This is a genomic window from Cricetibacter osteomyelitidis, from assembly GCF_004340985.1.
GTDB classification, from domain to species: Bacteria; Pseudomonadota; Gammaproteobacteria; order Enterobacterales; family Pasteurellaceae; genus Cricetibacter; species Cricetibacter osteomyelitidis.
Window position 1 is genome coordinate 88157 of sequence record NZ_SLYB01000001.1, and the last position, 14545, is coordinate 102701.

The window sequence follows — 14545 nt, forward strand, 5'->3', positions numbered from 1 at the left end:
TTTTCGGAAGTTAATATGTCAAAACAACGTAACACACAACAACGCCGTCACTTAATTATGCAACGCTTACAGCAGCAAGGCGAAGTGAGTGTAGATGAGTTAGTACAGTTATTCGAAACCTCAGAAGTGACAATTCGTAAAGATTTGACCGTACTTGAGGCAAATGGTTTTTTATTGCGTCGTTATGGTGGTGCGGTATTAATGCCCAATGAAATTATTGATGAATCTCAAGAAGAAAATCTTTCGAAACGAAAGTTATCTATTGCCAAAGCAGCAGCAGAGAAAATTCGTGATCATAATCGGATTATTGTGGATAGCGGCAGTACAACCACCGCATTAATTAAACAGTTGAATAAAAAACAAGGCTTGATTGTAATGACTAATTCGCTTTCTGTTGCCAATGAATTACGGGCTTTAGAAAATGAACCTACTTTGTTGATGACAGGCGGAACCTGGGATACCCGTTCTGAATCCTTTCAGGGGAATGTGGCGGAACAAGTATTGCGTTCATATGATTTTGACCAATTATTTATCGGAGCCGACGGTATCGATTTAGAACGCGGCACGACTACGTTTAACGAATTAGTAGGACTAAGCCGTGTAATGGCAGAAGTTTCCCGCGAAGTCATCGTGATGGTGGAATCGCAAAAAATCGGCAGACGGATGCCGAATGTAGAATTAAGTTGGCAGCAAATAGATGTATTAGTAACGGATAATTTGCTGTCGGCAGAAAATAAACGTGCTATTGAAACACAAGGTGTGGAAGTAGTGATTGCACAGTAAATTATTGATTAAATCTCTTAACAAAGGAAAAAACTATGTGTGGAATTGTCGGTGCGGTAGCACAACGTGATGTAGCGGAAATTTTAGTAGATGGCTTACATCGTTTGGAATATCGCGGATACGACTCAGCGGGTATTGCCGTATTGGATCAGGATCATAATATGCAAATTGTGCGTCGCGTAGGTAAAGTAAAAGCTCTTGATGATGCGATTGAAGTACAACCTTTAGTTGGTGGAACAGGTATCGCTCACACGCGTTGGGCAACTCATGGCGAACCTTCCGAAACCAATGCTCACCCACATCGCAGCGGCAAAATTGTCGTGGTACACAATGGCATTATCGAGAACTATGAAGAATTGCGTACCCAATTGCAGGCTCGTGGTTATGTATTTGTTTCTCAAACGGATACCGAAGTAATCGCACATTTAGTGGAATGGGAATTTCGTACCACACAGGATTTATTAAAAGCAGTACAACACACCGTCAAACAACTTAAAGGGGCGTACGGTACGGTTGTTATGCACCAGGAGCAACCAGAGCATTTAGTGGTTGCCCGTTCCGGTAGTCCGATAGTGATTGGATTAGGTTTAGGCGAAAACTTCTTAGCTTCTGACCAATTGGCATTGTTGAGTGTAACCCGTCGTTTTATTTTTTTAGAAGAAGGTGATATTGCGGAAATTACCCGCCGTACGGTAGATATTTATGATACCCACGGCAACAAAGTAGCGCGCGATACACATGAATCGAATCTTGAAAATGATGCGGCGGAAAAAGGCAAATACCGTCACTTTATGCAAAAAGAAATTTTTGAACAACCCACCGCACTTATTAACACTATGGAAGGTCGTGTGACACACGACAGCGTTGTGGTGGAAGCTATCGGTAACGGAGCGAAAGAGATTTTAGAAAAAGTACAACACGTACAAATCGTGGCCTGCGGTACATCTTACAATTCCGGTATGGCAGCGCGTTATTGGTTTGAGGCTTTGGCCGGGGTGAGCTGTGATGTGGAAATTGCATCTGAATTCCGTTATCGTAAATTTGTCACTCGCCCGAATAGCTTGTTATTGACTCTTTCTCAATCCGGTGAAACTGCGGATACGCTGGCAGCATTGCGTTTGGCGAAAGAAAAAGGTTATATGGCGGCAATGACCATTTGTAACGTAGCAGGTTCGTCTTTGGTACGTGAATCCGATTTGGCATTTATGACCCGTGCGGGGGTGGAAATCGGTGTGGCTTCAACCAAAGCCTTTACCACGCAATTAGCCGCAATGTTGATGTTGGTAACTGCTATTGGTAAATTAAATGGTAATATTTCTCACGAACAAGAAAAAGATATCGTGAAAGCGTTACATCAATTACCGGCTGATATTGAAAAAGGCTTGGTTTTTGACAAACAAATCGAAACGTTGGCAGAAGATTTTGCAGAGAAAAATCACGCATTGTTTTTAGGTCGTGGTGAATATTATCCGATCGCAATGGAAGCGGCATTGAAATTGAAAGAGATTTCTTATATTCATGCGGAAGCCTATGCCGCCGGCGAATTAAAACACGGTCCGTTAGCGTTGATTGATGCGGATATGCCGGTGATTGTGGTTGCACCGACTAACGATTTATTAGATAAAGTAAAATCTAACGTAGAAGAAGTGCGTGCCCGCGGCGGTCAGTTGTATGTATTTGCAGATAAAGATGCCGGTTTTGCGAGCTCTGATAATGTGAATATCATCACCATGCCGGAAGTGAATGAATATATCGCCCCGATTTTCTACACCGTACCAATGCAATTATTGGCATATCATGTTGCCTTAATTAAAGGTACCGACGTGGATCAACCGCGTAACCTTGCTAAAGCGGTAACCGTAGAATAATTAAAATTTTTTGAAATTTAACCGCACTTTAAGCTCTTCCTATCGATAGCTTAAAGTGCGGTTATTTTTTTGCTTGATTTCTAAAGTTTTTTTCGCTACTTTAACCAATTATTTTTTTAATAAAAGAAAGGAATCAATATATTATGCAACAATCAACACAACAAACGTCAGAGGAAAATACCTCTTGGCGGTCAAAACTTAATGCACTCGGTCCGGGTATTCTTATGGCTTCTGCGGCCGTGGGCGGATCGCATATTATCGCCTCCACTCAAGCAGGAGCGATTTACGGATGGCAATTAGCCATTATTATTATTTTAGCAAACGTTTTTAAATATCCTTTCTTCCGTTTCGGTGCTCAATATACGTTAGATACGGGCAATACATTGCTTGAGGGTTATCGTCAAAAAGGCTTGATTTATCTATGGGTATTCTTTTTACTTAATGTCTTTGCAACCGTTATCAATACGGCAGCCGTAGGGTTACTGTGTGCGGCGATTTTGAATTTTATGTTCCCTCAGATTATTCCGGGGATTGCCAGCTTTGCGGTTATTGTAGTTTGTACGGCAATTTTATTATTAGGCCGTTATCGTGTATTGGACAATTTATCCAAAATGATTATGATTGCCTTGACGATCACTACTGTGGTGGCAGTAGCTATTGCTCTTAGTCGTACCGGTGTGCAGGGTGTTGCACCGACAGATTATGTAGCAGCCAGTCCGTGGAATTTAGGGGCATTGGGTTTTATTGTGGCACTGATGGGATGGATGCCGGCACCGATTGAAATTTCAGCAGTCAATTCCATGTGGGTAGTCGCAAAACGTCGTCTGACCAAAATATCTTATAATGATGGGATTTTCGATTTTAACGTCGGTTTTATCGGTACGGCAATTTTGGCTATTGTATTCTTGGCATTAGGAGCGCTAGTGCAATTCGGTTCCGGTGAGCAAGTTGAAATGGTGGGCGGTAAATATATTGCCCAGTTGATTAATATGTATGCAAGCACGATTGGCGATTGGGCACGCGGTTTAATTGCCTTTATTGCGTTTATGTGTATGTTTGGTACGACGATTACGGTAATCGACGGTTATTCGCGTACCAATGTGGAATCGTTACGTTTATTGTTAAATAAAAAAGAAAGCCGTCCAAGTACGCTGAATATTGCTATTTTATTCGCAGCATTATCCGGCTTAGCGATTATTTTCTATTTCAAAAATGCCGTAGGGCCGATGTTATACTTTGCGATGATCGCTTCTTTTGTGTCGGCACCGTTATTCGCTTATCTGAATCTTTCATTAGTATTGAAAGGCAAGCATAAAGTAAAAGGCGGATTATTATGGTTGTCTTTCCTAGGTTTAATTTATTTAAGCGGATTTACGTTACTATTTATTGCAAACCAAGCCGGTTGGCTTAAATGATGTTTATGATAGGGCGTTAAATACGCCCTTTCTCTATTTTATTGTTTTTTCAACTTAATTTTTTTCCATTCGTCTAAACTTTGTCCCTGCTTGAGAATGTGAGGCGTAACGAAAATGACTAATTCGCGTTTTTGATGTTTTTCGCTCTCAGAACGAAAAGCGTGTTTAATTATCGGAATATCGCCTAACAACGGTACTTTATCTTCGTTTTTGGTGATACTGTCATGGAATACACCGCCTAACACGATGGTTTCTCCGTCTTTGGCAAAAACTTGCGTATTGATCTCTTGTTTATCAATCGTTGTAAATTGGTTGGTCTGGCTATTAAAAATGGCATTAGGTGAATTTTGGCTAACGATAAGATCTAATAATATACTGTTATCTTTAGATATATGGGGAGTGACTTCTAATCCTAAAACCGCTTCGCGAAATTCCACAGACTGCGTTTCATTTTTGTTGTTATTGATCACATAAGGAATTTCCGTACCTTGTTTGATGCTGGCACTTTTCTTATTGGTGGTCAGTAATCTTGGGCTGGCGATAATTTCCACATTATTTTCCCGCTCAAGTGCGGTGAGTTCCAGATCTAATAATCGACCGTTAATTTTCGCTACTTGTAATGCCACGGAAGCAGCAGATGATGTTGGGAAATTCACATTTAATTGATTGGTGACATCAAAACCGTTGGCTTCTAAGCTGCCGGATACGCGATGCGATATACCGGTTTGATTGAAAATTCCCCAACGCACGCCCAATTCTTTCAAACTTTCATCGCTAATAGTGACGATACGGGCCTCAATAGCAATTTGTTCAATGGGTTTATCCATTTCACCCACTAATTTTTTAATTTGTTTAACATGTTCGCTTTCATCCCGAATAATTAACAAGTTACTTCGATCATCAAAACTGATACTTCCTTGAAGAGAAAGCAATGAACCGTTACCCGTAGTTAAAGATTTCATGACTTCCGAAGCTTTGGCAAATTGTAATTTTATGGATGTTGTAATGATTTTGGACTCAAGTGCGGTTAAATTATTAGGAATTTCCGCCATATTAGGTAGGTTCATTGGTTGGGCAAAACGTTCTTCTTTGGACGGATTATGTAAATAATAAATGCCGTTATCTTGTTCTAAACTAAGGTTTTTAATGCGGGCAACGGCACGGATCAAGCGGTCGAAATCCGTATTATCCAGTTGGAGAGAAACAGTACCTTGCAGATCATCATCCACAATCAAATCAATACCTTGCTCCAAAGCGATCTGTTGTAAGCTTGCTACAATCGGTGCTTGTTGTAATCGAACGGAGAAAATCGTTTCGTTATTTGCCCAAGCAATATTATAAAAAAATGCCAAAATAAGACCGCACTTTGTTAAAAAATAAAAGACAGCTTTCATTATTTTTCCTTAAAATTTAATCACTTTAATATTCGGATTGGTGCAGTTTGGAGAATGTTGCCAATCTGCCAAACGAATTTCTTTTTTACCGATAGATAAAATTTGAAGCTTTTCTGTCGCAATAAAATCCGACTCTCCGGCGAAAAAAATGTGCGAATCCGCTTCAAAAAGAATCGATCGTTTATTTTTTTGTAAAATTACACCGCGGATCTGTAATTTTTTGATTGAATGATTTTCTGCAATGACGGAATGAACGGGCTGACATGATGGTGTGATTATTTGTTCCTCTGTCATATTGTTACTATTCATTTGAGTACGCTGAGATTGATTAAAGGGATCTTTTGCCGTTGAAATGTGGCTGATCACCATAAGAAATATAAAAATAATTCGATAATTCATTTAGTTAAATTCCGCTAAAGTGAGTTGAAAAGATAAATGACAAGCAATAAAACCTTGTTCGGTTTTATCGATGTGCAGCCCCGTTATATTTAAATGAGGAAATAAACGTAAAAGTGCGGTCAAAAATTGATGAAAATCAGCAAATCTTCCTTTAAGTTTTAAATCCAGTGAAGGGACGGTAAAAAATAACCACTGGCTTTGTTCCGCCTGCAAATTATGTTTATGAAGCAATAATTGAATTTGCTTATTGATCGGAACTAAAACCGAAGCGGTTTCTGCCGTCAGAGCTGTATTGTCGGCTTTTTGTTTAAGCGTTTGGAATATTTTTTGTTGATGCTGTAAATTCCCCTCAATTTGTTGTCGCTCAATGTTTAAACGTTCATGTAATACATATTGCTGGTAGAGTTGAAACAGTGGAATTATGCTAAGTAGTATCACAATGAATATTAAACTTAACCACTGATTGAGTGGCGTAAGTTGTAGCCATTTTGCGAAGAAATGGTGGGGATTTTTTGCGTAACGATAAGGAATTAACGGCATTTTCATTGTGAATTTTCTATCGGAGAGAGAGTAAGGATAAAATCAAATAACAATTCGCCTGTTTGTTGCGACTCAAACTGCGATAACTTTGCATCGGTAATCATAGCGTGATTTTTTAGAAAATGATGAACCTGTTCAAATTCTGTTTGTGATTTTGCCCACCCTTTTAGTGTCACTTTCATTTTTTGTTGTGCTAACGGCTCAACAATACAGAGATCAAGTTCTCCTTGTTCTAGCGGAATATGAGTCAGTAAATCTAGTATTTCCATAATATGCGGATTTTGTGCCGACAGACGTTGTTCTTGTTGCTTGTAATCTTTTTGTAATTGTTTGATTTCTCGAACAGTGTTTGTCAGATTAAGTCTGAGTTGCTCCAAGTGCTGTTGTTGTCGTTGGATATGTCCGTTTAATCGATTTGAAAAGTATCGATAACCGTTCCATGTTACAAGTAATATCAAGAGTAAGAGTGCGATATTACGGTATAACGTATAACATTGTCGGGCATAACGCCTTTCCCGCCAAGGCAATAAATTAATGCAAGACTTGAGCGTCATGTTTTTCTCCGTAATGATTCGGGTTATCTGATTCATCTGCCAATGTCAGTTCGATTTCAATAGGTTTAATAGTAATTTCCAGATCATTAAGCAGTTTTTGTCCTTCTCCCCATAATGCACAACCAAATGCGATAAATGGCACACTCATAAGTTGATAATCCATAAAATCGGGTTTTATGATATGACGGAAATTATCGCAATTCATTGCAATACAATGCTCCGGTTCATCACCATAACGTGCAACGAATTTATTTTTTAATTCAATCAAATCACCAATTTCTGCCTGTTGCATAACTTGCAGTTGACCGTATCGTTCGCGGATCAAAATAAATCCGCTATGATCCAAATAAATCCAAAGGGTGTTGGTATTTTTTCGTTCGGGGGCAATAATATCTATGCAGCGTAATAAACAATAAGCGGAATGATCAAGCACTTCGATACGAAGCGGTTGCAGGCTTTCTATATAGTCTTCGGCTGTCTTTTTATGTACTGCAAAAATGTCTAATTGAGACGATGGTTCGTTTTGTTGTCCCAAGGGGGTTTTACGATAATCAAAATGTACATCATCGATGGGAAAGGGAATTTCTCTTTCTAGGGTAAATTCACAGAAACGTTCGCACTCAAGTGCGGTAGGATTTCCGGCTAAAATAACACTTTTCGACCAAATAAGATGTGGCGGTAAAGCGGAAATATAACTAAACTCATATAAATTGTTTACTTGTCCGGAAGTTATTCCGTCAGCCCTTAAGGTTTCTTTTAAAACAATATTCGGGATCTTATGTACTTTCTTTTCCGGTATGGTCACAGAACAAATTTTTTCCGTTTTGGTTAACCATGCCAGTTCAAATTTTTTACCGTTTTTCCAAATACCTACCGGCACTTTGAATTTGCTTGATTTTTGCGTAATACGAAATTCCATAATTTTTTCCTTTTGTATTAGGATGAAGGTTGGGTACAACAAACGAAAAGATGCGAATTACATCATTTACAGGTATAATTGTCAGCTGCCCCTTGAGGAAATGCACGAAAAAGCAAGATTTTTAAGAGAAATTTGGAATGAAGATCACAAAATTAATTCTAAGTACGCTATTAACGGTGGTTATTTTAGGTCTGATTGTCGCCGGTGTTGGATATTTTTACATTAAATCGGATCTACCCAGTGTTGATTTATTAAAAGATGTGGAATTGCAGCAACCGATGCAAATTTATACCGCTGATGGAAAACTAATTGGTGAAGTGGGAGAACAACGCCGTATTCCGATGAAATTAGTGGATATCCCGCAGCCGTTAATTGATGCGGTGCTCGCTACGGAAGACAGCCGTTTTTACGGTCATCATGGCGTAGATCCTGTCGGTATTGCTCGTGCGGTGATGGTAGCATTGAAAAATCAAGGTGCATCACAAGGGGCAAGTACTATAACCCAACAATTGGCTCGTAACTTCTTTTTAACGCCGGAAAAAAATATTATGCGTAAAATTAAAGAAGTGGTACTGGCCATTGAAATTGAAAATACGCTGACTAAACCGGAAATTTTAGAGCTTTACTTAAATAAAATTTATTTAGGCTATCGTTCTTACGGTGTAGCTTCTGCGGCAAAAACTTATTTTGGTAAAGATCTGAAAGACTTAACCTTATCGGAAATGGCATTGATTGCAGGCTTGCCAAAAGCACCGTCTACCATGAATCCGTTGTATTCTCCAAAACGCGCGGAAGAACGTCGTAATGTGGTATTGGGTCGTATGTTAGACGAGCAAAAAATTACTAAAGCGCAATATGATGCAGCCATTAAAGAGCCTATTGTTGCCTCTTATCACGGTGCTCAGTTGGATTTCCGTGCGGATTATGTGACGGAAATGGTGCGTCAGGAAATGATCAAACGTTTTGGGGAAGAAAATTCTTATACCAAGGGGTATCGTGTTTATACCACGGTGCTTTCCAAAGATCAGGCGGAAGCACAAAAAGCCTTGCGGACCAATTTGATTAACTATGATATGCGTCACGGTTATCGCGGCGGTGCACCTTTATGGAAAGATAAAGAAGAGCCTTGGGATGAAGATCGTATTATCGGTTTCTTGAAAAAACTGCCGGCATCTGATCCGTTTATTCCTGCGGCAGTATTGTCTGTCAGTAAAGGGGCGGCTCAATTATTATTGGCGAATGGTGATAAAATGGATTTAGGTAGCTCGGCAATGCGTTGGACGGGGCGAAACAATCCGGTCAAAGCTGGCGAACAGATTTGGATCCGCAAACGCGATGACGGGGAATGGGTTTTAGGTCAGATTCCGGCAGTAAATTCGGCTTTAGTGTCGTTAAACAGTGATAACGGGGCGATTGAAGCCGTTGTGGGAGGATTTAGTTTTGAGCAAAGTAAATTTAACCGAGCAACACAATCTATGGTGCAAGTGGGTTCATCCATTAAACCGTTTATTTATGCGGCAGCCTTAGAAAGAGGATTAACTTTATCCAGTGTGTTGCAAGATGCACCGATTGTGATTAATAAACCGGGGCAAAAACAATGGGCTCCTAAAAACTCACCGAACCGTTATGATGGTCCGATGCGTTTGCGTGTGGGATTAGGGCAATCTAAAAATATGATTGCCATCCGAGCGTTGCAAACTGCCGGTATTGATTTTGTCGCGGAATATTTACAACGTTTCGGCTTTAAACGTGATCAATATTTTGCCAGTGAAGCATTGGCTTTAGGGGCAGCTTCTTTTACCCCGTTAGAAATGGCTCGTGCTTATGCAGTGTTTGACAACGGCGGTTTCTTAATCGATCCTTATTTAATTGAAAAAATTGAAGATAATAGCGGTAAAGAACTGTTTGTGGCAAACCCGAAAATCGCTTGTTTTACCTGTGATGACATTCCGTCCATTTATGGTAAAACCGAATTATTGGATGCTTATAAATTAAATAATCAAACCGATGAAGCTGTCGTATCCGATGTGCAAAAAACCGATGACAGCACTAATGGTGAAGAAGTGGAAGATGTGGAAGGCATTGTGCCGGATATTCCTGAATTGCAACAAAGTGCGGTGGTTTTAACGGAAAATTCACCGGAATTAATGGCCGAATCGAAAACGGCATCATCACAGGTGCAATATGCGCCGCGTGTGTTAAGTCCTGAAATTGCGTTTTTGATTCGCGATGCTTTAACCACGGCGGTTTATGGTGAAAAAGGTCAAGGCTGGAAAGGCACCAGCTGGCGTATGAGCAAGGAATTTAGCCGTAAAGATATCGGAGGTAAAACCGGTACCACCAATAACTCTAAAGTGGCGTGGTATGTGGGCTTCGGGGCAAACTTAACTACGGCAGTGTATGTGGGTTTTGATGATAACAAGAAAGTATTAGGCCGTGGCGAAGCCGGTGCAAGCACAGCAATGCCGGCGTGGATTTCTTATATGAAAGCGGTGTTGTCGGAGATTGATGAACGCCAATCCCCGTTACCGCCAAATATCATTGAAAAGCGCATTGATATGAGCTCCGGTATGTTGGCTAACGGTGGCGGTAAAATGGAATACTTTATTAAAGGTACTGAACCGACTAAAGTTTATACGCCGCCGGATCGCGGTTATAAAGTGATTCTGCCAGGCTCATCGGAATACGATCCAAGTGCACCGCAGGGAACCGGCAGCGCGAAAAGCGAAGAATTATTCTGATTTATTACCGCACTTTTCATAAAGTGCGGTTATTTTTCCAAAAATTATAGGATACAGTATGTTAAGTTACCGTCACAGCTTTCATGCCGGCAATCATGCCGATGTGTTGAAGCATATTACATTAATGCTGATTATTGAAAGTTTGCAGCAAAAAGACAAAGGTTTTTATTATTTAGATACGCACGCCGGTGTGGGGCGTTATCGTTTGTTTGGGCAAGAAGCAGAGAAAACCGCTGAATTTGAAGAAGGCATTGCCCGATTATGGAATCGTAATGACCTGCCCGCAGAAGTGCAGCGCTATGTGGATATGATCAAAAAACTTAATTACGGCGGCAAAGAATTACGTTACTATGCGGGCTCACCGCTGATTGCGGCACAAATGCTACGTCTGCAAGACCGTGCATTATTAACGGAATTACATCCGGCGGATTACCCGATGTTACGCAATAATTTTAAAGAATTTGAGAATGTGGTGACTAAACGGGATAACGGTTTCCAACAACTCAAAGCCACCCTGCCGCCGAAAGAACGCCGCGGTTTGGTACTGATTGACCCGCCCTATGAATTAAAAGAAGACTATGATTTAGTGGTTAATGCCATTGAAGAAGGTTACAAACGCTTTGCCACAGGTGTATATGCTATTTGGTATCCTGTGGTGATGCGTCAGCAAATCAAACGCACTATTCGTGGTCTGGAAGCCACCGGTATCCGTAAAATTCTGCAAATTGAGCTCGCAGTGCGACCGGATTCCGATCAACGGGGGATGACCGCAAGCGGTATGATTGTGATTAATCCGCCGTGGCAGCTGGAAAACCAAATGAAACAAATTTTGCCGTATTTAACTAATGCTTTGGTGCCGGAAGGTACGGGCGGTTGGACGGTGAAATGGATCACGCCTGAATAGGTGGCACCAATCAAAACAATCTAATTTATTTGTTTGCCTTATTGCAGAATTTCCCCCACAATAAGGCAGACTTCTTATAAAAAAGGATACAAAAATGACAAAACATTACGATTATTTAGCTATTGGTGGCGGTTCCGGTGGTATTGCATCTATTAATCGTGCTGCGGGCTACGGTAAAAAATGTGCCATTATTGAAGCCAAAGCCTTAGGCGGTACTTGTGTCAACGTAGGTTGCGTGCCGAAAAAAGTGATGTTCTACGGGGCTCAAATTGCCGAAGCTATTCATCACTATGCACCGGATTATGGTTTTGATGTTACCGTTAACAATTTCGATTTCGCTAAATTAGTGGAAAGCCGTCAGGCTTATATCAGCCGTATTCATACTTCCTACAACAACGTATTAAGTAAAAATAATGTGGATGTGATCAACGGTTTTGCAAAATTTGTGGACAGCAAAACCGTGGAAGTCAACGGTGAATTAATTACTGCTGATCATATTTTGATTGCTACCGGCGGTCGACCGTCACGTCCAACTATTCCCGGTGCGGAATTCGGTATTGATTCCGACGGCGTATTTGCCTTAAATGAACTGCCGAAAAGCGTTGCCGTGGTGGGAGCAGGTTATATCGCTGTTGAACTTGCAGGAGTATTAAATAGCTTAGGGGCGGAAACTCATTTATTCGTACGCAAACAATCACCGTTACGCAATTTTGATCCGCTTATCGTAGAAACCTTAGTGGAAGTATTGACACAAGACGGTATTAGACTACACACCGGTGCGATTCCGAAAGAAATCGTGCAAAATTCCGACCGCACTTTCACATTGAAATTGGAAGACGGTCGCGAACAAACCGTTGAAAAAGTGATTTGGGCAATTGGTCGTGAACCGGCTACCGATAAGATTAATCTTGCCGTAACCGGTGTTGAAACCAATGAACGCGGCTTTATCAAAGTGGATAAATACCAAAACACTAATGTTCGCGGCATTTATGCAGTAGGCGATATTATTGAAGGCGGTATCGAACTAACTCCGGTAGCAGTGGCGGCCGGTCGTCGTTTGTCCGAACGTTTATTTAATAACAAACCGACAGAACATTTGGATTATAAACTTGTACCGACCGTAGTATTCAGCCATCCGCCAATCGGCACGATCGGTTTAACGGAACCGCAAGCCATTGCGCAATATGGCGAAGCTAATGTGAAAGTGTATAAATCCGGCTTTACCGCAATGTACACCGCCGTCACCCAACATCGCCAACCGTGCCGTATGAAATTGGTATGCGCGGGTAAAGATGAAAAAATTGTTGGTTTGCACGGCATCGGTTTCGGCGTGGATGAAATGATCCAAGGCTTTGCCGTTGCCATCAAAATGGGGGCAACCAAAGCCGATTTTGATAACACTGTGGCTATTCATCCGACAGGTTCGGAAGAATTTGTTACAATGCGTTAAATGCAGTATTGATGTGACAACAAATGCCTACTACAATGTAGGCATTTTTTTATCTTGACGATTTTATTGAATATGAATCTGGAAACCGTTCGTAAAAAATTTTTCCAAGCCGAGCAACTGGCTAATCAAGGCAAATTTATTGAAGCTGTAATTTCTTTAAATGAAATCTTACAACATCATCCAAATCATGCACAGATTCTTACTTTTTTGGCAAATATACAAATTCATTTAAATAAATTAGAACCGGCACAAGATAATTTACAAAAAGCCTTAAAAACTGATCCTGAGAATGCGGATATTTATTTTCAGTTTGGTCAATTGTTTAAGAAAATGAATAATATGCATGTGGCATTAGGTTATTTTCATAAATCTGTCAAATTACATCCAAATCAACATAATCGTTTTCTTTATTTATCAACCAGGCAAGCCGTAGCGGAATCTCGTTTGGATTTTTTAGCCGTGAAATCATTATTTGATGAGTTTATTGTGCAATATCCGAAACATTATAACGCGTACTATCACCGAGCTCGTGTATACGGTGAATTAAGAGAATATGATAAAGCCAAGCAAGATTTAGAGTGCTGTTTAGCATTAAATCCGAAAAATGCCCACGCTTGGACGCGTAAAGCAATGTTGTTATTGTTACTAGGCGAGCATGAAGAGGGATGGAAAATCTATGAACAGCGTTTATCTATGAAAACCCTATCAGTGAAAAGTCCTGTTGAAGGGTTAGAACGTTGGTGCGGACAAGATGTTGGTGAACGTAAATTATTGATTTATGCGGAACAAGGATTTGGTGATAACATTCAATTTTTACGCTATGCCTTAGAAGCGAAAAAACGCGGGTTTGCCATAGCAGTGTGGAATTTTACCCCGCTACAGTCGTTTTTAAAAGCAAACCTTGCCCGCTATGGCATTGATGTAATGATGAATGGCGAGAAGTTGTCAAAAAAAGCCTATTATCAGGTTTCTATGATGAGTTTGCCGCATTATTTTGGCACTACCGTCGACAATATTCCGAATAAAGCCCCTTATTTACAAGTGGAAGCGGAATTTGATCGCAAATGGAAAAAGCAAATACCGGCATCCAAAAAGTTAAAAATCGGTATTGTTTGGGCAGGCTCGAAAACTAACGCTCGCGATCATCAACGCAGCATTGCTTTAGACGAATTGCAATCAATTTTAGATTTTGATGCAGATTTTCACTGTATACAAAAAGACATCAGTAAATTCGATCGGGTTAAAGCCGCTAAAATCAAAAATTTGACACTATGGGATAAAGAATTGAATGATTTCTCCGATACAGCCGGTTTAATTGAGCAATTAGATTTAATTGTAACGATTGACAGTTCTGTCGCTCACCTTGCGGGAGCAATGGGTAAACCTACGTGGGTTTTAATTAACGGATTCCCGGATTTCCGCTGGTTGCTTAACCGTGATGATTGTGCTTGGTATGATTCTGTGAGGGTATTTAGACAAGATGATGACCTTAATTGGCAGCCGACCATTGAAAAAGTGCGGTCGGCATTAGAGCAGTTGTAAAGCGTTTGTTTTTACGAATCAAAAAACATACAATAT

Annotated in this window: 12 protein-coding genes; 7 read left to right on the forward strand and 5 right to left on the reverse strand. The window is 40.4% G+C overall.

Features of this window, described 5'->3' with window-relative positions; translation table 11 throughout:
• The first annotated feature begins 15 nt into the window (after positions 1-15).
• The 3 genes from EDC44_RS00350 to EDC44_RS00360 all read left to right on the forward strand — a co-directional run bounded on the left by EDC44_RS00350 (position 16) and on the right by EDC44_RS00360 (position 4066).
• Positions 16-783: a DeoR/GlpR family DNA-binding transcription regulator gene (locus EDC44_RS00350; RefSeq protein ID WP_131974223.1), complete on the forward strand. Its 768-nt coding sequence runs from the start codon at positions 16-18 to the stop codon at positions 781-783.
• 35 nt (positions 784-818) lie between these two features.
• A complete protein-coding gene (gene glmS / locus EDC44_RS00355; RefSeq protein ID WP_131974225.1) occupies positions 819-2651 on the forward strand; it encodes a glutamine--fructose-6-phosphate transaminase (isomerizing) in 1833 nt (610 codons plus the stop codon).
• A 143-nt stretch (positions 2652-2794) separates the two neighbouring features.
• Positions 2795-4066: an NRAMP family divalent metal transporter gene (locus tag EDC44_RS00360; protein ID WP_131974227.1), complete on the forward strand. Its 1272-nt coding sequence runs from the start codon at positions 2795-2797 to the stop codon at positions 4064-4066.
• A gap of 38 nt (positions 4067-4104) precedes the next feature.
• Here EDC44_RS00360 and EDC44_RS00365 read toward each other — a convergent pair whose 3' ends face one another.
• The 5 genes from EDC44_RS00365 to EDC44_RS00385 are packed head-to-tail and all read right to left on the reverse strand — an operon-like array spanning position 4105 to position 7872.
• Positions 4105-5460, reverse strand: coding sequence for a type IV pilus secretin PilQ (locus EDC44_RS00365; protein ID WP_131974229.1), 1356 nt, complete (start codon positions 5458-5460; stop codon positions 4105-4107).
• 9 nt (positions 5461-5469) lie between these two features.
• The gene (locus EDC44_RS00370) at positions 5470-5859 is read right to left on the reverse strand and encodes a pilus assembly protein PilP (protein ID WP_131974231.1); all 390 of its coding nucleotides are present in this window, start codon (positions 5857-5859) and stop codon (positions 5470-5472) included.
• Complete coding sequence (locus EDC44_RS00375; protein WP_131974233.1) at positions 5860-6405, reverse strand: competence protein; 546 nt, start codon at positions 6403-6405, stop codon at positions 5860-5862.
• Complete coding sequence (locus tag EDC44_RS00380; protein ID WP_131974235.1) at positions 6402-6953, reverse strand: hypothetical protein; 552 nt, start codon at positions 6951-6953, stop codon at positions 6402-6404. The genes EDC44_RS00375 and EDC44_RS00380 overlap by 4 nt, the downstream gene beginning before the upstream one ends.
• Positions 6931-7872, reverse strand: coding sequence for a type IV pilus biogenesis protein PilM (locus EDC44_RS00385; RefSeq protein ID WP_131974237.1), 942 nt, complete (start codon positions 7870-7872; stop codon positions 6931-6933). The genes EDC44_RS00380 and EDC44_RS00385 overlap by 23 nt, the downstream gene beginning before the upstream one ends.
• A 137-nt stretch (positions 7873-8009) precedes the next feature.
• Here EDC44_RS00385 and EDC44_RS00390 point away from each other — a divergent pair, with 137 nt between their 5' ends.
• The 4 genes from EDC44_RS00390 (at position 8010) to EDC44_RS00405 (ending at position 14509) form a co-directional block, all read left to right on the forward strand.
• Entirely contained in the window at positions 8010-10613 is a 2604-nt protein-coding gene (locus EDC44_RS00390; protein WP_131974239.1) for a penicillin-binding protein 1A, read from the forward strand.
• A gap of 58 nt (positions 10614-10671) precedes the next feature.
• Positions 10672-11517, forward strand: a complete 846-nt coding sequence (locus EDC44_RS00395; protein ID WP_131974241.1) for a 23S rRNA (adenine(2030)-N(6))-methyltransferase RlmJ — start codon at positions 10672-10674, stop codon at positions 11515-11517.
• A 94-nt stretch (positions 11518-11611) separates the two neighbouring features.
• Positions 11612-12967, forward strand: coding sequence for a glutathione-disulfide reductase (gene gorA, locus EDC44_RS00400; RefSeq protein ID WP_131974243.1), 1356 nt, complete (start codon positions 11612-11614; stop codon positions 12965-12967).
• 72 nt (positions 12968-13039) lie between these two features.
• The gene (locus tag EDC44_RS00405; RefSeq protein ID WP_131974245.1) at positions 13040-14509 is read left to right on the forward strand and encodes a tetratricopeptide repeat protein; all 1470 of its coding nucleotides are present in this window, start codon (positions 13040-13042) and stop codon (positions 14507-14509) included.
• The last annotated feature ends 36 nt before the right edge of the window (positions 14510-14545 follow it).